At 69.8% G+C, this 19,184-nt stretch carries 17 protein-coding genes; 13 read left to right on the top strand and 4 right to left on the bottom strand.

Annotated features, from left to right (window positions below):
* Positions 1 to 26 precede the first annotated feature (26 nt).
* Complete coding sequence (locus tag ACZ7L9_RS23110) at positions 27 to 818, bottom strand: hypothetical protein (RefSeq protein WP_471417608.1); 792 nt, start codon at positions 816 to 818, stop codon at positions 27 to 29.
* Between the two features lie 356 nt (positions 819 to 1,174).
* On the opposite strand from ACZ7L9_RS23110, the gene ACZ7L9_RS23105 reads away from it, so the two are divergent.
* The 4 genes from ACZ7L9_RS23105 (at position 1,175) to ACZ7L9_RS23090 (ending at position 5,066) form a co-directional block, all read left to right on the top strand.
* A complete protein-coding gene (locus ACZ7L9_RS23105; RefSeq protein ID WP_471417606.1) occupies positions 1,175 to 2,458 on the top strand; it encodes a glycosyltransferase family 4 protein in 1,284 nt (427 codons plus the stop codon).
* Positions 2,455 to 3,351 (top strand): transferase, encoded by an 897-nt coding sequence (locus ACZ7L9_RS23100; protein ID WP_471417604.1) that lies wholly within the window; start codon positions 2,455 to 2,457, stop codon positions 3,349 to 3,351. The genes ACZ7L9_RS23105 and ACZ7L9_RS23100 overlap by 4 nt, the downstream gene beginning before the upstream one ends.
* A gap of 56 nt (positions 3,352 to 3,407) precedes the next feature.
* Positions 3,408 to 4,367, top strand: coding sequence for a helix-turn-helix transcriptional regulator (locus ACZ7L9_RS23095; RefSeq protein ID WP_471417602.1), 960 nt, complete (start codon positions 3,408 to 3,410; stop codon positions 4,365 to 4,367).
* Between the two features lie 483 nt (positions 4,368 to 4,850).
* Entirely contained in the window at positions 4,851 to 5,066 is a 216-nt protein-coding gene (locus ACZ7L9_RS23090; RefSeq protein ID WP_471417600.1) for an I78 family peptidase inhibitor, read from the top strand.
* Between the two features lie 110 nt (positions 5,067 to 5,176).
* On the opposite strand, the gene ACZ7L9_RS23085 is transcribed toward ACZ7L9_RS23090, so the two are convergent.
* Complete coding sequence (locus ACZ7L9_RS23085) at positions 5,177 to 6,205, bottom strand: phosphatase PAP2 family protein (RefSeq protein WP_471417598.1); 1,029 nt, start codon at positions 6,203 to 6,205, stop codon at positions 5,177 to 5,179.
* A gap of 552 nt (positions 6,206 to 6,757) precedes the next feature.
* Here ACZ7L9_RS23085 and ACZ7L9_RS23080 point away from each other — a divergent pair.
* Entirely contained in the window at positions 6,758 to 8,464 is a 1,707-nt protein-coding gene (locus ACZ7L9_RS23080; RefSeq protein ID WP_471417595.1) for an MFS transporter, read from the top strand.
* 73 nt (positions 8,465 to 8,537) lie between these two features.
* Positions 8,538 to 9,749, top strand: a complete 1,212-nt coding sequence (locus ACZ7L9_RS23075) for an acyl-CoA dehydrogenase family protein (RefSeq protein WP_471417593.1) — start codon at positions 8,538 to 8,540, stop codon at positions 9,747 to 9,749.
* 22 nt (positions 9,750 to 9,771) lie between these two features.
* On the opposite strand, the gene ACZ7L9_RS23070 is transcribed toward ACZ7L9_RS23075, so the two are convergent.
* Positions 9,772 to 10,212: a cell division protein SepF gene (locus ACZ7L9_RS23070; protein WP_471417591.1), complete on the bottom strand. Its 441-nt coding sequence runs from the start codon at positions 10,210 to 10,212 to the stop codon at positions 9,772 to 9,774.
* 308 nt (positions 10,213 to 10,520) lie between these two features.
* On the opposite strand from ACZ7L9_RS23070, the gene ACZ7L9_RS23065 reads away from it, so the two are divergent.
* The 4 genes from ACZ7L9_RS23065 (at position 10,521) to ACZ7L9_RS23050 (ending at position 14,602) form a co-directional block, all read left to right on the top strand.
* Positions 10,521 to 11,753 (top strand): DUF5685 family protein, encoded by a 1,233-nt coding sequence (locus ACZ7L9_RS23065; protein ID WP_471417685.1) that lies wholly within the window; start codon positions 10,521 to 10,523, stop codon positions 11,751 to 11,753.
* A gap of 195 nt (positions 11,754 to 11,948) precedes the next feature.
* The gene (locus tag ACZ7L9_RS23060; RefSeq protein ID WP_471417589.1) at positions 11,949 to 12,764 is read left to right on the top strand and encodes a DUF1684 domain-containing protein; all 816 of its coding nucleotides are present in this window, start codon (positions 11,949 to 11,951) and stop codon (positions 12,762 to 12,764) included.
* A 250-nt stretch (positions 12,765 to 13,014) separates the two neighbouring features.
* Positions 13,015 to 13,914, top strand: coding sequence for an alpha-lytic protease prodomain-containing protein (locus ACZ7L9_RS23055; protein WP_471417587.1), 900 nt, complete (start codon positions 13,015 to 13,017; stop codon positions 13,912 to 13,914).
* 211 nt (positions 13,915 to 14,125) lie between these two features.
* Entirely contained in the window at positions 14,126 to 14,602 is a 477-nt protein-coding gene (locus ACZ7L9_RS23050) for a hypothetical protein (protein WP_471417584.1), read from the top strand.
* A 67-nt stretch (positions 14,603 to 14,669) separates the two neighbouring features.
* Here the strand turns inward: ACZ7L9_RS23050 and ACZ7L9_RS23045 are convergent, their stop codons facing one another.
* Positions 14,670 to 15,596: a DUF4231 domain-containing protein gene (locus ACZ7L9_RS23045; RefSeq protein ID WP_471417582.1), complete on the bottom strand. Its 927-nt coding sequence runs from the start codon at positions 15,594 to 15,596 to the stop codon at positions 14,670 to 14,672.
* Between the two features lie 238 nt (positions 15,597 to 15,834).
* On the opposite strand from ACZ7L9_RS23045, the gene ACZ7L9_RS23040 reads away from it, so the two are divergent.
* The 3 genes from ACZ7L9_RS23040 to fxsBH all read left to right on the top strand — a co-directional run bounded on the left by ACZ7L9_RS23040 (position 15,835) and on the right by fxsBH (position 19,122).
* The gene (locus ACZ7L9_RS23040) at positions 15,835 to 16,551 is read left to right on the top strand and encodes a hypothetical protein (protein ID WP_471417580.1); all 717 of its coding nucleotides are present in this window, start codon (positions 15,835 to 15,837) and stop codon (positions 16,549 to 16,551) included.
* 156 nt (positions 16,552 to 16,707) lie between these two features.
* Positions 16,708 to 16,875 carry an FxSxx-COOH cyclophane-containing RiPP peptide gene (locus ACZ7L9_RS23035; RefSeq protein WP_471417579.1) on the top strand — a complete coding sequence of 56 codons (168 nt, stop codon included), beginning with the start codon at positions 16,708 to 16,710 and terminating at the stop codon, positions 16,873 to 16,875.
* A 30-nt stretch (positions 16,876 to 16,905) separates the two neighbouring features.
* Positions 16,906 to 19,122 (top strand): radical SAM/SPASM protein FxsBH, inactivated beta-hydroxylase extension form, encoded by a 2,217-nt coding sequence (fxsBH, locus tag ACZ7L9_RS23030; protein ID WP_471417577.1) that lies wholly within the window; start codon positions 16,906 to 16,908, stop codon positions 19,120 to 19,122.
* Positions 19,123 to 19,184: the final 62 nt, after the last annotated feature.

The following is a 19,184-nucleotide window of genomic DNA, read 5'->3' as shown; positions in this document are numbered from 1 at the left end:
CAGGTGCGAGAAACCGACGGCCATGATCAGGTCCCGGCCAGCGGCATCGCGGCGGCGACCAGGAGCCCGCCGGCGGCGGCCTTGTCCAGCGCATCGCGCAGCAGGTCCTCGCGGGGCTGCTGGCCGATCGCCCCCGCCGGGGCGGCGAAGACGAGCACGGTCTGCGACTTGTTGGCCGTGGTCCGCCAGCCCTCGGTGACCTGGAGCGGCGCATGCGCCTGCCACCAGGCGACCTGGGCGCCGCCATCGGCGTCCGGCTGGAGCACGGCGTGCAGCTGGCCCATGGCGAGCAGGATCGACCAGCCGTGCAGCATCGGGGGCATCTGATCCATCCGGTGGACCGGCTGGAAGCCCTGCTCCAGCAGCAGCTGGAGGAATTCGTCCCCCCGGCTGCCGTCCGTGCCCGGGCGGGCGATCGGGCCGGTCGGCTCGACGACGAGGGCCGGGTGGACCTCGTCGTCGATCAGGACGAGGCCGCTGGTGATCCCGAGGACGGCCTGTTCGGTGCCGAGGCCCTCCGGGTGCTCGCGGTGCTCCGCGTCGCCACCGGTGATGCTGCGTACCGCGCCCTGAAGCTGCTCCTCGGCGACCTGGACGACCTGCGAGGGGATGCAGGTCGCGTGTGCGAAGGCGAGGACGGCGGTCTCGTCACCGACGAAGAGCACCGTGCTGGTGCGTTCCTGTTCGGAGTCTCCGGGGGTGCGGCAGGAGGTGCAGTCGTAACTGCCTGGGGCGTTGTCGCCGACGAGCAGCCGGTCGGCTTCGGCATCGCCGATCTCGGCGCGTACGTCCTCGCTGACGTCGAGCATGCGCGGCACGGTTGGCTCCTCGAACTCGGTGCGTGAGCCGGGCGGTTCCCGGCTCATGAAGAAGACAACGGGCGATCCGTGGCCGGGGTCACGCGAGAAGGGGAACGTAATCGAACCATCCGGAGCAGAGGGTGAATCCCGGCATCGGAAGGACCGCTTGCGACCTGTTCGTCCGGATTTTCTGCGCGGTGATGTGGTCGACTCGACCATGGAGCAGGTCACCGATACATCGACAAATCGGGAAAACAGGTGAAAGTGGGAGTGGCTGAATCTGGGCGGTGTCCGGAGTGAACCACAAGCCGGCCTTTGCCGTCATGGCAAGTGTCGTTCGCAGCTGACCCGCCGACTCGGGAGATATGCATTTCATGCACATTTCGTTCCTGCTCCACAACGCCTACGGAGTCGGGGGCACCATCCGTACGACGTTCAATCTCGCCGGGGCCCTGGCCGAGCACCATGACATCGAGATCGTGTCGGTCTTCCGGCACCGGGACGTCCCCGCGCTGGGAGCGCCTGCGGGCGTGCGCCTGAACCACCTCGTCGACCTGCGGAAGAAGAGCCCGACGTACGACGGCGACGCCGCCGAACACGCGCGCCCCGCAAGCGTGTTCCCGCGCGGCGACAGCAGGTACCGGCAATACAGCAGGCTGACCGACGCCCGGGTGGCGGACCATCTGCGCTCCATGGACGCGGATGTGGTGGTCGGTACCCGGCCCGGGCTCAATGTGCAGATCAGCAGGCAGACCCGGCGCGGCCCGGTCCTGATCGGGCAGGAGCACCTCACCCTCGACAGCCACAGCTACCGGCTGCGCCGGGAGATCGGGCACCGCTACGCCCTGCTCGACGCGATCACCACCGTCACCGAGGCCGACGCCCGCGCCTACCGGAGCGGGTTCAAGCTGCCCGGCGTACGGATCGAGTCCATCCCCAACAGCGTGCCCGCGCCGGGGATCGCGCCCGCCGACGGCACCAGTAAATGGGTGATCGCCGCAGGCCGGCTGCACAAGGTCAAGCGGTACGACCTCCTCGTCCGGGCGTTCGCCGGCGTGGTCGCCACCCGTCCGGACTGGCGGCTGCGCATCTACGGCGGCGGCGACGCGACGGGGAACGAGCGCCAGGCGCTGCTCAAGCTCATCGGTGAACTCGGCCTGCACAACCATGTGTTCCTGATGGGGCCGGTCAACCCGCTGGAAGCCGAGTGGCCGAAGGGGGCGATCGCCGCGGTCACCTCGGACCGCGAGTCCTTCGGCATGACCATCGTCGAGGCGATGCGCTGCGGACTGCCGGTCGTCGCCACCGACTGCCCGCACGGACCCGGCGAGATCATCGAGGACGGCACCGACGGACGCCTGGTGCCGGTCGGTGACGCGGCGGCGGTGACGGACGCCCTGCTCGGCCTGATCGACGACGACGAAGCACGGCGCCGCTCGGGACGCGCCGCGCTGGCCGCGGCAGAGCGGTTCGACCCGTCGCGGATCGCCGAACGCCACGAGCGCCTCTTCACCGAACTCACCTCCCGAACCCCGCGCGACCGCTCGCACGGCGCTCTGCGCACCACACTGCACCGCGCCCGCGGCACCGTGCTGGACGGGGCGTACGCCCTGCGTTACAAGGCCGCCGATGTCATCCGCAAGGGGAAGCCCGCATGACCGTCTCCACAGAGCGCCCGACACCACGAGCCGACTGCACGGCGAGCGCCGACGGCGCGATCGTCTTCGACCTCCACCTCGGCCCCGGCCCCGAACGGTACGAGGACGGGGAGGCGCCCGAGTTGCTGCTCCGGCTGCGCGGCGCCAAGAACAAGGGCGGCGACGGCACCACCGTACGGCTGCCGCTGACCCCGCTCGGCGAGGGACGGCTGCGAGCGGTGCTGCCGAGCACCGTGGAGCCCGCCGAGGGCCGCTGGGACGTCCATGTGTGTGCGGCGGGCACCGACGACGCCGGGGCCGTGGCCGTGGAGCCCGGCATCAGGGACGTGCGGCTCCTCATGGACCGCACACCGGACACCGGGCGGATCGCGGTCCGTATCCCGTACCCGACCGCCGACGGCCGGCTCGCCGTGCGCTGCTGGATCCGCTCACCGCACGCCGAGGCGGGGCCGGTCACCTTCGACGGGGACGGAATGACCGTGGAGGGCGCGCTGTACGGGACCGCCCTCGGCGACGACGCCCGCGTCGAGGCGCGACTGGCCGGCGCTCCCGACCGGACCTGCCGGGTGCCGGTCACGGTGAAGGAGGGCACGTTCTCCTTCACGCTTCCCCTCGACCGGCTGGACGCCGGTCCGGTCACCGGGCAGCAACTGTGGACGCTCTGGCTGGTCCCCGGGACGGCCGACGCGGCCCCTTCGGAGCGGACTCGGACCGACGGGAAGCCGGCCGGCGGCGTACGGATCTCCCGCATCCTCGACGACGTCTGGGACCGCAGGAACAGCTTCGTCTATCCCGGCCGCAACGCCGGAGAGGGCGTCCGCGCAACTCCCTGCTACTCGGGCGACAACGACCTGTGTGTACGGATCGAACCGGAGCCGGCACAGGCCCGGTAGGCCGTCGGCGCCGATCGCGGACGCAGGCTGTCCGCAACTCCTGGCAGACTCGCCCCATGTTGGAGACCTCGGCACGGCTGCTGCGCCTGCTCTCACTGCTCCAGGCGCACCGGGACTGGGCGGGCGCCGATCTCGCCGAACGGCTCGGCGTCACCCCGCGGACCGTCCGGCGTGACGTCGACAAGCTGCGCGAACTCGGCTATCCGGTCAACGCCAGCCCCGGCACCGGCGGCGGGTACCAGCTCGGCGCCGGTGCCCAGCTGCCGCCGCTGCTTCTCGACGACGAGGAGGCCGTCGCCGTCGCCGTGGGGCTGCGTACCGCGGCGGGCAACGGCGTCGAGGGCATCGGCGAGACGTCCGTACGCGCCCTGGCCAAGCTCGAACAGGTGCTGCCGGACCGGCTCCGTCGCCGGGTGAGCGCGCTGAACACCTTCACAGTGCCGTTGCTCCGCGGGCCCGGTGCGTCCACCGCCGATCCGGGTGTCCTCACCGAACTGGCCGGAGCCTGCCGGGACAGCGAGCGACTGCGCTTCGCGTACCGGGACCACTCCGGCTCCGTATCGCGCCGGAGCGTCGAACCGCACCGGCTGGTGTGTACCGAGCGCCGCTGGTATCTCGTCGCCTGGGACCTGGACCGCGCGGGATGGCGGACGTTCCGCGCGGACCGGATCACCCCCGCACCGCCGCACGGCCCCCGATTCGTCCCCCGAGACGCACCGGCCGAGGATCTGGCCGCCTATGTCTCCAAGGGGATCTCCACCACCGTGTACGCGAGTCGCGCGGTGATCCGGCTGAAGGCCGGGATCGAGCACGCGGCCGAGCGGATCTCTCCGTCCGCCGGGGTGCTGGAGGCGGACGGAGCAGACAACTGTCTGCTGCGCACCGGAGCCGCGAGTCTCGATGTGCTGGTCATCCACGTCATGTTGCTGGGGATCGACTTCGAGGTCGTCGAACCGCCGGAGCTCAATGACGCGATCAGGGTGGCCAGGGACCGGCTGTCCCGGGCCCTGGACTGAGCGCTGCCACTACAGCCGTCCTGTGACCGATGAGTGGACCGATCGGGGACGGATCAAGGGGCGGCCGGATGGTTCGCAGCGACATCGCGGAGGTTCGAGTTGTCCGATATACGGGCGGCGGCGGGCGGCTGCGGGAGCTTCCCCGGTCCGTGGTCCGGATTTTGTGACCAGAAGATAAGGCTGCCATAAGGAAGCGTGAATTCCCGGTGGCATGCTCATTTACGCGGGTTATTCGGCGAGAGAATTCCAGCCGCTCGGCAGTGGGTATTCTTTCTTGTTTTCGGGCCTTCCGTGTGATCGCTTCCTGCCTTGGGTGATTACTGTGTGTCGGGTCGTGGGCCGCATGTTCGGGTGGCGTGATGCGAGCGACAGGCGTGTCGTGATCCTGTGACACAAGCGTGACCGGCAGGGGATGTGAGGATGCCGCGCGGCGGTCGGTGCCCCGGCTTCCGCCGCGGTCCGCGGCCGCCTACGGTGAGAGGTATGGCACCCTTCCCGACCTCTCCGGTCCAGCCCGACGACACACCTGGTGCGTACGTCGGCCTCGCCGTCGACGCGGCCGAACAGCGGGCCCGCAGACAGGGCTGGACCAGCGTCAGATCCCTGCCGCCCGGCGCGATCATCACCATGGAGTTCCAGGCCGGGCGGATCAACTTCGAGGTCGACGATGCCGTCGTCACCCGGTGCTGGGTGGGCTGAGGATTTCTGCGGCCCGGGCCCCGGGCACGCGCGAAGGCCCCGACCGGAGTCGGGGCCTTCGCGGTGCGGGGCAGCGGTTGTGCGTACCGGCCCCACGGCTTCCGGGGTGTTCAGCCGCCGGACATCGGGCGGGCCGGGGCCGTGCCGCCGCGTGGCGTACGGTCCGCGTGCGGTGGGCGGCGGCTGCCGGCCGGGGTGACAGGGGTCCGTTCCGAGCGCACCAGATGTGACGGGGCCGCCGGGTGTGCCCGCGAGCGGGTACCGGCGACCGTGCCCGTGGTGGTCGCCGTGTGTCCTTTGGCGGCGACCGGCTCCAGCGTCGGGGCCTCCGACGCGGCGCCGACCGGTTGCGGGAGGACCGCGGTCCGGGGTCCTCCGGCCGCGACGGGCAGGGAGGGAACGGGACGGCCGCGTCCACGCAAGGCTTCGCGCTGGGCGAAGATCCAGGCCTCGGCCCGGGTGATCAGCGGTTCGACCCAGGGCAGACTCAGCAGGATCAGCAGCCCTGCGGCCCAGCCGAGCAGTACATCGCTGAGCCAGTGCGTGCCGAGGTAGACGGTGGTGAGCCCGACGCCGAGCGAGACGATCGCCGAGACGGCCGAAAGATAGCGCCTGGCCCTCGGGGTGGTCGCCAGATAGGCGAGGATTCCCCAGGTCACGACGGCGTTGGCGGTGTGGCCCGACGGAAATATATCGCCGCCGGCGAAGAGCTCCGCCGAGCCGATCTGGGTCGCGTAGTGCGGGCCGAGCCGCCCCAGGCCGATCTTGACCGCGCCGACCGTCACATTGAGCAGCAGCAGCGAGGCGCCGAGCATCAGCAGGGGCCGCATCGTGTGCTGCCGCCAGGAGCGCCAGCCGAGCCAGCAGGCGACCATGGTGGCGGTGGGGCCGCGCTGGCCGAGCACGATGTAGTAGTCGAGGAAGGCATGGATTTCCGGCCACTGTTGATACGGCCGGAAGAGCATGACCTTCCAGTCCAGGCTCACCAGCCAGGAAGAGGTCAGCACGGCAACGACGATGGCGAGATAGAACGCCAACGTCCCGCAGAAGAGAGCGATGCGGTGACGGCTCATCCGCGGTGGCTCTATCTTCGGCGGCTCCGGCTCCCGGTCCAGGCGGGCAAAGATGTCGGTACGCACCCAATCGACGTTACAGCGAGTTAGTGCGGGAACCGGTCGATCCGGTCTCTTTGTGATGACGATGTGATGTGGACTATGTCTCAGTCGGTCCTTAATTTCTGATCCGAATAAGTGCCTCGATGAGTCTCTGCGCTATTGATTTCGCACTCATTTCGGAAGGGTGTTTGGGTGCGGGCGGAAAAGCGCAGGAGGTGTCGGTATGAATTTCTCCGGCGTCCGGGGAGGCGAAGCGGACCGTATCCGTCCGGTCACCGAGCGCCTTCCGTGCGGGCCCGGCGCGTGCTCGCGGCATGACCCCGAGTACCTTCTGTGCCGGGTGCGGAGGGTCGTCCGTGCAGGTCCGTGCAGGTCCGAGGGGTCCGGAGCGGCGGCCTGGCGTGGCGTACGCCACACTTCACGGGTCATCGAGGTATGAGGTGGACCACGTGTGAGTGCTCCGAACTCGCGTACGCTGACGGATCACTCGCCCGTCGATGCCGGGCCCCGGGACAGCGAACCGCTGCGTTCCCGGCTGGCCCGCCGAGCGCGAGGGACCTTTTGGGAGGTACATGCATGTCCGGGACGACCAGAGCCCGATTCCGGCTGCGCCCAGCCGCCGACGGTGCCAACCGATGGGTCGTCCTCGTCGTTCTCTGCCTCAGCCTGCTGCTCGTCGCGCTCGATGCGACCGTGCTCCACGTCGCCATCCCCGCCCTCACCGAGGACCTGCGGCCCAGCGCCGTCGGGCTGCTCTGGATCGTGGACGCCTATCCGCTGGTCTGCGCCTCGCTGCTGATCCTCTTCGGCACCCTGGGTGACCGGGTCGGCCGACGCCGCATCCTGCTGCTCGGCTACGCCCTCTTCGGCATCGCCTCCGCGGTCGCCGCGTTGGCCGACAGTCCAGGCGTACTGATAGCGGCCCGCGCCCTGCTCGGTGTCGGCGGCGCGATGATCATGCCCGCGACGCTGTCGATCCTCCGCCAGGTCTTCCCCGACCGCCGCGAGCGGGCCGTGGCGATCGGTGTCTGGACCGCGGTCGCCGCCGTCGGCGCCGCCACCGGACCGGTCATAGGCGGCTTCCTCGTCGAGCACTTCTGGTGGGGCTCGGTCTTTCTGATCAATGTCCCGCTGATGGCCCTGGTCCTTCCGGTCGGCCGCCTGCTGCTGCCCGAGTCGCGCGGCAGTGACGACGGCCCGTGGGATGTGCTCGGTGCGCTGATGGCCGCAGCCGGGGTGCTCGGGGTCGTCCTCGGGGTGAAGCGGGCGGGCACCGGCGGGGGGCTGCTGAGCCCGGCCACGCTGGCCCCGCTGCTGATCGGGGCCGTACTGCTCATCGTCTTCGTACGCCGTCAGAAGCGCCGTACGCATCCGCTGATCGACATCGGGATGTTCGCCAGGCCCGCCTTCTCCACGGCGGTGGGCTGCATCGTCCTCGCGATGCTCGCCCTGGTCGGGCTGGAACTGATAGCGGTGCAGTACCTCCAGCTCGTCCTCGGACTGAGTCCGCTGGAGACCGGACTGCGGCTGCTGCCGCTCACCTTCGCGGCCATGGCCGCGGGCGCCACCGGCTCGTACACGCTGCGCCGCATCGGGCCGCGCCGGATGGTCGGCTGGGGATTCGTGCTCACGGCCGCCTCGGTGCTGGTCCTGACGGCGATGGGGCAGCACGACCGCCCCGGCCTGCTGACCGCGGCCTTCGTCGCACTCGGCTTCGGGCTCCAGTCCACGCTCTTCGGGGCGTACGAATCAATGCTCAGCGAGGCACCGGCCGACCGGGCGGGCGGAGCGGCGGCGATAGGGGAGACCTCGTACCAGCTGGGCGCGGGGATGGGTATCGCCCTGCTCGGCAGCGTCATGAACGCCGCCTACACCCCCGGACTCGCGAAACTTCCCGCGGCGGGTGTCCCCGCCGGCGACGGCGCGGCCGCCGCCCACTCGCTCGGGGAGGCCTACCAGGTGGCGGACCGGCTGGGCGGTCCGCTGGGCGAGACGCTGCGCTCCACGGCCCGCCATTCCTTCATCACCGGGCTGCATGTCACGTTGCTGGTCAGCGCGGCTCTGCTGCTGATCGGGGCGCTTGCCGCGCTGCGGCTGCCGCGGATGATGGAGTGCCTGTCGCCGGTTCTCCGCGAACCTCACGAGGCCGACGCGAGCGAGGCGCCGGAGTTCCACGGTCCGCAGGAGGCGCCCGTCGCAGGATGTGCGCAGCGACCGCTCCAGATACCCGCCCGGCGCCGACGACCCGCCGAGGCGACCGGCTCTGGACGGGCGGGACACTGAGCCGTAACGTCGGTACGACGCCATAACTAACACCGCTAGTTTTAGCATCGTCCGAGCCGCCGGAGGCACCCTCATGTCCACCACTGAGTCCTCGAAGCTCCCGCCCTTCGACATCGCAGACCCGATCGGCATCGACGATCTGCTCAGCACCGAGGACCTCGCCATCCGCGAAACCGTCCGCGACTGGGCCACCGACCGGGTCCTGCCGCACATCGCCGAGTGGTACGAGAACGGCGAGCTGCCCGGCATCCGCGAACTGGCCCGCGAACTCGGGTCGCTCGGCGCCCTCGGCATGTCCCTCCAGGGATACGGCTGTGCGGGCGCCACCGCCGTTCAGTACGGACTGGCCTGCCTGGAACTCGAAGCGGCGGACTCGGGAATCCGCTCCCTTGTCTCCGTACAGGGATCGCTCGCCATGTACGCCATCCACCGCTTCGGCTCCGAGGAGCAGCGGCAGCAGTGGCTGCCGGGCATGGCGGCCGGCGAGATCATCGGCTGCTTCGGCCTCACCGAGCCGGACCACGGCTCCGACCCGGCCGGGATGCGTACGTACGCCAAGCGCGACGGCGAGGACTGGGTGCTCACCGGCCGCAAGATGTGGATCACCAACGGCTCGGTCGCCGGGGTCGCCGTCGTCTGGGCGCAGACCGACGAGGGCGGCGCGGGCGGCGGAATCCGCGGCTTCGTCGTGCCGGCCGGCACCCCGGGCTTCTCGGCTCCCGAGATCAAGCACAAGTGGTCCCTGCGCGCCTCGGTCACCAGCGAACTGGTCCTCGACGAGGTACGGCTGCCGGCCGATGCCGTACTCCCCGGGGTCACCGGTCTGCGCGGTCCGCTCAGCTGTCTCAGCCATGCCCGCTACGGCATCGTCTGGGGAGCCATGGGCGCGGCGCGCGCCAGCTTCGAGGCGGCCCTCGACTATGCGAGGACCCGGGAGCAGTTCGGCAGGCCGATCGGCGGCTTCCAGCTCACCCAGGCCAAGCTCGCGGACATGGCCGTGGAACTGCACAAGGGCATCCTGCTCGCCCACCATCTGGGTCGTCGGATGGACGCCGGCAGGCTCCGCCCGGAGCAGGTCAGTTTCGGAAAGCTCAACAATGTGCGGGAGGCGATCGAGATCTGCCGTACCTCGCGCACGATCCTCGGCGCCAACGGGATCTCGCTGGAGTACCCGGTGATGCGCCATGCGACGAATCTGGAGTCGGTGCTCACCTACGAGGGGACCGTGGAGATGCACCAGTTGGTGCTGGGCAAGGCGCTCACCGGTCTCGACGCGTTCCGGTAGACCGGTCCGGCGAGCGCCCTGCTCAGCTCTGGTTGAAGAAGCCGTCGGCCGGCCGGCCGACGGCTTCGCCGTTGACCACCCGGGTGTCCGCCGGGGTCAGCAGGAAGACCCGGGTGGCCACGCGCTCGATCGAGCCGCGCAGGCCGAAGGTCAGCCCCGCGGCGAAGTCCACTACGCGCTTGGCGTCGGCGGGGTCCATGGTCGTGAGGTTGACGATCACCGGGACGCCGTCCCGGAAGAGCTCACCGATGGCCCGCGCGTCCCGGAAGCTGTCCGGGGTGACGGTGGCGATCCGGCGACCCGTCTCCTCGGCCGTCTCGGAGGCCACCTGCACCCGGGGGTCGGTCACCCAGGCCTGACCGGTCCCGGTCTGCGCCCCCTCGGCGTACTCGTCGTCGTAGTACCGCTCGTCGTTGTCCTCTACGAGGCCCAGCCAGGCACTCGCCTTGCGCACCGATCCCATGGACGCCTCCTCTCACCGCGGTTCCGTGGTGTTCCGCATCTTTTTCGTGTCCCTATGGTCGTCCATGATGCGGATCGTGCGCCAAGTGGATAGTCGGCGCGCAGGGGATTCGTGACGGTACTGGTGCAGAAGATGTGGCGGTTCGTCAAGGTTCCTCCTGCATCAGGGGCCTGGAAGAAAGAAAATATGATGCGCCGGTCCGTACGGGTGACGTGAGGGACGTACGGGTGAACCGGACGCTCGATACGATGCACGTCGTGCGTGCGCACGAGCTCGGCGCACAGGTGAACGACTCTCGGGGGATCGTCGTGTTCGGAATCGTCAGGCCCTGTACGCACCGGTTGTCCAAGGGGCTCAGAACCGAGTGGATGGCCCATCTCTGCGGGCTCTGCCTCGCACTTCGCTCGGACCACGGACAGTTCGCCCGGATCGTCACGAACTATGACGGCCTGATCGTCTCGGTCCTGACGGAGGCTCAGTCCGAGCGCACCACCGGATGGCGACGCACCGCGGGGCCCTGCCCGCTGCGCGCCATGCGCACCGCGCCGGTCGCCCGCGGCGAGGGCGCCAGGCTGGCCGCCGCCGTCTCCCTGGTGCTGGCTTCGGCGAAGGTACGGGACCACGTCGCCGACGGAGACGGGCTGTTGAAGCGCCGTCCGGTCGCCGCCGCCGCGCGCCGGGTCGCCGCGGGGTGGGACCGGGCGGGCGCGCGCACCGGCGCACAGCTCGGCTTCGATACGGCACTGCTCGTCGACGCCGTCGACCGGCAGACCGGCATCGAACTGCTCGCCGGCCCCGGCACCCCGCTGCTCACGGTCACCGAGCCCACCGAGACCGCCACCGCGGCCGCCTTCGCCCACACCGCGATACTCGCGGGCAGGCCGCAGAACGCGGAACCGCTGGCCGAGGCGGGCCGGCTCTTCGGACGCCTCGCCCATCTGCTGGACGCCGTGGAGGACCAGGAAGCTGACGCCGCGTCGGGTGCCTGGAATCCGCTCACCGCGACCGGCACGTCGCGGACCGAGGCCCGGCGGCTGTGCGACGACGCGCTACGCGGCGTACGGCTTGCGCTGCGCGACGCGGAATTCACCGACGACAAGCTGGCCCACGTGCTGCTGGTGCACGAACTGCGGCAGTCGGTGGACCGGGCGTTCGGCACCACGGCGTGCTCGCACCGGGCGGAAGGCCTGGTACTGGACGGAACTGTCGCTCCGTCAGGCACGCGGCAGAGCGGGTCCTTCGGCCCACCGCCGGGCAATCCGTACGCACCGGGCCCCGGCAGCCCCGTCGGCCCGCCGCAGCCCCCGCCCGAGCCGCCGCGCGACCGGCGCGGGCTGATCGCGGGCTGCCTGGTGTGGGCGGGGCTGGCCTGCACCTGTCAGATGTGCTGCGGCACCTTCAACGACCCCTGGAGCCATCGGCGCCGCGAGGGGCTGTGTAATGGTTGCGACTGCTGCGAGGCGTGTGACTGCTGCAGCAACTGTGGGGACTGCTGCGATTCGTGCGACTGCTGCGACTGCGGGTGTGACTGCAGCTGCTGAGTGGCGGTTTCCGGCGGCGCGGGCCGGGCGGGACTTCGCGGACCCGGCGGCGGTACTCCGCGGGCCCGGCCCGGACCTGCCCGCAGGCGAACGGTCTGGGCGGACCCCCCGTTCCAGGAGCCGGATCGACTTCTCCCGGTTCCACGCTGCGGGCGCATCTCGGGCTCGCCGAGCCGGTATGGAAGGCTTGAGCGCATGAGTACGGACGCACAGCAGCCACACGGTTCCGAGCAGGCGGCGCAGGACTGGAAAGACTGGCACGAGGCGCGCACCGCCACGGTCGCCGCACCCTACGGACCGCTCTCCCTCACCGGCACCCACTGGCTCTCCGACCACCCGGACGGCCACGTCCCGGGAGTGCCCGGGCAGTGGCGGGAGGACGGCGAGGAGCTGGTGCTCAGCGCCGCCGCCGCGGACGGCCTGACCGTCGACGGCAAGCCCTTCACCGGCCGGATCCGCCTCACCGCCGATCGCGGCCCGATCGACGCTTCCCGCGTCGCGCACGGCGAGCGGCGGCTGGTCGTGCTGAGCCGCGAAGGGCTCTGGGCGGTACGGGACTTCGACCCGGACTCCGCCGCGCGGCGTGCCTTCCGGGCCATCGAGGCCACCCCGTACAACCCCCGCTGGGCGCTGCCGGGCGCGTTCCGCCCGTACGACACCGCCCGTACGATCCGGGTCGAGAACGCCGACGGGGTCGAGCGGGGCCTCGGACTGGGCGGTGAGATCGCGTTCGAGATCGACGGTACGGAATACACGCTGCAGGTCGCGGTCGAGCCCGACGGCTCGCTCTGGGCGGTCTTCGCAGATGTCACCAGTGGGAACAGCAGCTACCGCTTCCGGTTCCTGCGGCCCGCGGCCCCGTCCGAGGACGGCAGTGTGACGGTCGACCTCAACCGCGCGCTGCTGCCGCCCTGCGCCTTCGCGGACCACTTCATCTGCCCCTTCCCGCCGCCCGGCAACACCCTGCCCATCGCAGTCGAGGCGGGCGAGCGGAACCGTATCGACGGCTGACGCACCCCCATTTCGCCCCGGACAACGGCCCCGGCAGCCCATGTGCTGCCGGGGCCGCCCCGTGAGCCCGACAAGTTCAGGCCAGAAGGCCCTCTTGCGCCACAAGTTGACGCCTTGAATACTCCCGATCAGCGCTTGTCAGGAGCACGGCATTCCGGAACGCGGGCATGCCGCCGTGCGAACGACTGCGCCTCACGGGTCCGACCACCCCACAGGCGGACCCTCGATTTCCTTTCGGGAGGAATGAAAAGTGAGGATCAAGCGCACCACCCCCCTCAGCGGCACCGCAAGACGCAGCAGGGCTGTCGCCATCGCCGCAGGCCTGATCGCCGTAGCCGCGCTCGCCATCCCCACGGCGCAAGCCGACACCGCCACCACGTTCAGCGCCAAACAGCTCTCCGCCGCGAGCGACGCCGTGCTCGGCGCCGATGTCGCGGGGACCGCCTGGAGCATCGACCCGGCGACCAACACCCTCGTGGTCACCGCGGACAGCACGGTCTCGCAGGCCGAGATCAAGCAGATCAAGCAGTCCGTCGGAGCCAACGCCGACGCCGTGCGGATCGAGCGCACCGCCGGAAAGCTCAGCAAACTGATCTCCGGCGGCGACGCGATCTACGCCCCCGGCTGGCGCTGCTCCCTCGGCTTCAACGTCCACAGCGGCAGCACCTACTACTTCCTGACCGCCGGTCACTGCACCGACGGCAACCCGCCCTGGTACACCAACTCCTCGAACACGACCAAGATCGGCCCGACGGTCGGATCCAGCTTCCCGACCAATGACTACGGCCTGGTGCGGTACGACAATGCCTCGCTCGCCCACCCGGGCACCGTCGGCAGCGTCACCATCACCGGAGCGGCCAACGCCACGGTCGGCATGTCCGTCACCCGCCGCGGTTCCACCACCGGCGTCCACAGCGGCAGCGTCACCGGCCTCAACGCCACGGTCAACTACGGCAACGGCGACATCGTCTACGGCATGATCAAGACGAACGTGTGTGCGGAGCCCGGCGACTCCGGCGGTCCGCTCTACTCCGGCTCGAAGGCGATCGGTCTCACCTCGGGCGGCAGTGGCAACTGCAGCTCCGGTGGCACCACGTACTTCCAGCCGGTCACCAAGGCACTCAGCGCGTACGGGGTCACCCTGAACTGACGCTCCACCACCCCGGTCCGCCCCTGGAACACGCAGTCGACCGAGACGGAGCCCTCGCCCGAATCCTGGGCGAGGGCTCCCGTTCACCCCACGGCTTTTGAGAGAATGTGGGGCAGGTCGGTCAAGCAGGAGCAAACGGGGGCGGATGCTGTGCCTCCCGGAGGGATGCCCTCCGGGGACCCCCGCAGACACCTCAGGGGGTTCCAGGTCCGTGAAACGCATCGGAGTGACCGGCCATCGCAGCATTCCGGAAGAGGCCCGTGTTCATGTGCTGGCCGGGTTGCAGGCGGCGCTCTGCGGTCTCGAAGGCTCCCTGGAGGCCCTCTCCAGCCTGGCGGTGGGAGCGGACCAGCTCTTCGCCGATCTGGCCCTGGCCCGCGGCGCGGATCTGACCGTGGTCATCCCCAGCGGCGACTACGAATCCAGTTTCGCCGACGCGACCGAACTCGCCCGCTATCAGGCCCTCAAGAACCGGGCGGTCCGGGAAGTCCGGCTGGACTACCCACACTCCACCGACGAGGCGTACTACGCGGCGGGCGCGTACATCGCCGACCACTGCGACCGGCTGCTCGCCGTATGGGACGGAAAGCCGGCCCGAGGCTTCGGCGGCACGGGTGACATCGTGACGTACGCCCGCAACCTGGGCCGTCCGGTGACCGTGATCTGGCGCGAGGGCGTGGAGCGCTGACGCCGACCGGCTCGCGCGGCCGTTCGTGCCCGACCGGGCGAACCGGCACCGCAGATCTGACATACCATCACATCTGATGCCGCGCAAGCCAGTCGGTGTGCTGCGGGGAGACGATGCGTTCGGTCTCGAAGACCGCTCGCGGCCACTGCTGCTCCGTCAATGTGGTCTCCATCGCCACCTGCATCGACTCCAGATCCTGCTCCACCAGCGAGTGCGCCGAAATCAGCGGGTGGTGGCGACGCATCTCGCTCCAGGCCAGACAGGCCGCCGCGGCGGCCGACAGCACTCCCGTCAGAGCGAAGGACTGGGTGACGGAGAACGTCCTCAACAGCGCGAACACCAGGGCGAGCGCCGTCAGTACGGCAATGGTGGTCGACCAGACCAGGGTGGCCCGCCGGGACACCTCCTGGCGCCTGCGGTACCAACTGCGCTGCTCGATCAGCCGGTCCCGTACGTACGTCTCCTTGCGCACGGTGAACGCCTTGTTCCGCAACTCGCGCATGGAGTCCGTGATCAGCCCGCCCGAATCCGCCGTCAGGTCGCGGGGGTCGGTCCACCCCACCTTGCGGAGCTCCTGAAGGCCCTCTTCGAGGCGGTTCGCGAACATCGCCTCCGGGTGCTGGATGCGGGTGTCGAAAGGCGAGCCGTGCACCGAATAGCGCCAGCACATCGACTTGATGAACTCCGCGGCGGACCGGTTGAGTTGCCATTGCGACTTTGCTTTGCGGCGGGCGGTGAGATACGTCGTGATCAGGACGCCCGCATAGGCCAACACGCCGATGATGTCGGTTAGTTGAAGTGCGCCGGCCACCTCTGCGTGCCAGGGCACCGCAGCCGGCATCGCGCCCATGACCAGCAGGATCAGCTGGACGCGGGTGGTGTTCACGGCCTCCCGCTGGCTTGCGATGGCGATCGCGTCCGTGTGGTGGAAGAGCTCCGGCAGATCAGCGTTCCTGAACACCATGCTCTGGAGCGGTCCGGGAATCGCCGTCATGTTCACCCCCGTCTGCGGTTATGGGCATGCTCGTTCGGTGAGTTGGATGGGGTGCATGAGCGTAGAGGTGTGCTGTCGGGCACGGCAATGGACCTGGGGCGGCAACGGCGCTTTTCGGTCCCCGGGAAGGCCCCCTCGTGCGATCCGGGACATTGTGGCAGTGTGGTCCAACTGACCTTGTGGTGAGGCGGGTTGCTGTCCGGCACGTGCCTCGCGACCAACTGACGGGGGACCGGGGATGAGTGAGGCATACGAGGAGAACGCGGATCCGCTGTCCGGCGCTCAACGACGGATCCGCCGAAGCCCTCTGTTGTTCACCACGCCGCTCGTGCTCCTCGGTCTGCTGACCGCATTGCTTGTCTGGGAAGCGGTCCGGACCAACGTGACGGCCGGGGCGCGGACCGAGTGGCCGTGGCGTCTGCAGCTGATGGACGGGCAGGTGCTGGGAAGTCTGCTGGCGGTCTCGATGGGGGCCGTACTGGCCCGGGCGCAGTATGCCCGCACGGTCAGGCCGTACCTGGGCTGGCGGGCCGCCTGGACGAAGGGACTGCTGGCGACGGAAGCGCCTGCGTGGCGCGTCGGAATACTCAACGGCGGCCAGCACATGGCCGTGATCGAATCGTGGGACACCAGGGTGGTCATGAAGGGTGCGGACGACTCCGCCGACGCGCCGTGGAGCAGCGTCTCCGACACCGTGGCCGCACTGACCGAGGCCGGATTCGCCGTCGGGGAGGACTTCCGGCTCATCGGGTTCGGCGCGGGGTTCCCCCTGGTAGGAGCCGTAGGAGGCCATGACACGGTGTTGATGGGCGCGTTCTCCGAGTCCTTCGCCCAACGGGTCCAGTCGCTCTACGTGCGGGTCAGGGTCACGGATGTCGTGGGTGACACCCACGAGCGGACCTTGGACTGCATGAAGGGCGTATGGACCGACAGGGCCGCCCCGGCGGCCGGCTGACGCCCTCCGCGGCGTGTACGGCACTGGCGTGAAAGCGTAGATCGTTGCGGTGCGCTCGCCGGTTGAGGGGGGTAAAGTCGTGCCGCCGGGCACTGTGGTCGTACAGAAACTGGCTGCTTTTCTCCATGATCCGGAAAACTCCCCTCAAGGACGGCCGTGAAGATCTCTGAATCCCCTCGCCCCTTCGCTGTTGCGAAGAAGAACCCGGTGCCGCTCTCCAAGATCGACACCCGCACCGCAGAAGCCACCAGGAAGCTTGGCCGGGTGTTTTCGGCCTCGACCGATCGCCACACCCAGGCATCGACCTTCAGCTCTGCGCTCTGATTCGCGTTGCATGCTGGCTAGACTGAGGGAATGACAGGACCCCTGGTCCCATTCCGCGAAATTGTGCTCAAAGTGCACAGCAGGTGCGATCTTGCCTGCGATCATTGCTACGTCTACGAACATGCAGATCAGAGTTGGCGTACCCGCCCTAAAGCAATCTCTGACGACGTCATCTTCCGGACAGCTCAGCGCCTGGCCGAGCATGCCAAAACGCATGCGTTGCCCTCCGTGTCAGTGATCCTGCACGGAGGGGAGCCTCTACTGGCGGGGCCCACCCGACTGCGGCGCGTCTGCGAAGAGCTCACCTCGGCCTTCGAAGGCATCGCGGAGCTCGACCTCCGTATCCACACCAACGGACTCCAGCTCAGCCCGCGTTATCTCGACCTCTTCGACGAATTCGGCGTCAGGGTCGGCATCTCCCTCGACGGTGACCGGGCCGCCAACGACCGGCACCGCCGCTACGCCGACGGACGCAGCAGCCACCCCCTGGTCCTCAAGGCCGTCGAGCTGCTCCGGCAGGAGCGTTACCGCCATCTCTATCTCGGGCTCCTGTGCACCGTCGACATCGAGAACGACCCGCGCGCCGTTCTCGACGCGCTCGCCGAGCTCGACCCGCCGCTCATCGACTTCCTGCTCCCGCACGCCACCTGGGACGATCCGCCGCCCCGCCCGGACGGATCACCCACCGCCTACGCCGACTGGCTTCTCGCGGCCTTCGACCACTGGCAGGAGCGGGGACGCCCGGTGCCGGTGCGGCTCTTCTCCTCGGTACTGTCCACGCTGACCGGCGGCCCCAGCCTCACCGAGTCCCTGGGGCTCGCGCCCACCGACCTCGTCGTCGTCGAGACCGACGGCCAGCTGGAGCAGGTCGACTCGCTCAAGAGCGCCTACGAAGGCGCGGCAGCCACCGGATTCGATGTCTTCACCCACGCCTTCGACGAGGTCGCGGCCCACCCCGGGGTGCGGGCCCGCCAGCTCGGACTGGCCGGCGTCAGCGAGACCTGCCGAAAATGCCCCGTCGTACGGTCGTGCGGAGGCGGCCTGTACACCCACCGGTACCGCTCCACGGGGCCGTCCGACGCATTCGACAACCCGTCCGTGTACTGCGCCGATCTGGCCGCCCTGGTGCGCGGCATCGAGGCGCGTACGGCGGCGGTCCTCGTCGCGCCCGCGGTGACGGAGCCCGTCGAACTGCTCGCCGCCCAGCAGGACCTCACCCGCACCCTGCTCGCCCTGCTGAACGCCGACATCGGACAGCGCGGCGGCGAGCAGTGGGCGGCCGCCTGGGAGCTGGCCGCCACCATCGAGGCGTCCGAGGAGGGGGCCCGCGGCCTGGACGAGGTGCTGGCGCACCCGTACACCCGCACCTGGCTGCTCGACGCGATGGAGCTGGTCCACGAGCGGCCCGGGGCCGTGCGGGTGGCGCGCCGGATGTCGGCGTGCCTCGCGGCCGTCGTCGTACGGACCGGCCTCGATCTGCCCGCACGGGTGACCTTCTCGGGCGGTCGGATCCTGCTCCCCGGTCTCGGCGAGTTGAGGATCGCGGACGCGGGGGAGGACGGCACGGCGCTCGTGCACGCCACCGAGGACGGCTTCCTCGTCCGGCGGGAAGGCGGCGACGCGACCGAGCGCCGCATCGTACGGCCGGAGGCGGTCGGTCCCGGCTGGCGGCCGTTGCGCCGGATCCCGACGCCCGGCTTCGTGCTCGACGACCTCGACCCGTACCGCGCCTGCTTCTCCCTGCCCGCCGCGGACGCGCTCGACGACCGGGCCGCCGCCGGCCTGGCGGCCAGGATCGGCGAGGCCTGGACGCTCATCGAGGCGAAGGCGCCCGGGCGCACCGAGGAGATGGCCGGCCGTCTCACCACCCTCACCCCGCTGATCGGCCTGGCGCCGGCGGAGCCCTGCGTCGGGCGGCACGGATACGGCGCGCTGGGGATCGCCCCGGACGGCAGTTCCGAGGAACTGGCGTTCGCTCTGCTGCGCGGATTCCGGCGGGCCGAATTGCGGGCACTTCGAGACGTCACGGATCTTTACGCGGCGGACGGCTCCTGGGAACATCGGATGCCCTGGCAGGAAGAACCAGTTCCGTTTTCCCGGTTGCTGGCCGACACCTATGAGCGGATGGCGTTGGCGGCTTTCGACCCGCGCTTTCTGGAGGGCGTACCGCAGGCCCTCGACGCTCTGGAAGGTGCCGCCGAACTGACCATCGGTGGGAAACGGCTGCTGGACCGGATGCGGAAATAGATCTGAGGATCGCATTCCGGTTCGGTCGGGGCCGTCCGTACGCACAGGACAACTGGGAGGAA

This window comes from Streptomyces sp. NPDC111516, assembly GCF_055635345.1.
Note: the sequence above shows the minus strand (reverse complement) of the source record. Positions and strands in the feature narration are given on the sequence as shown.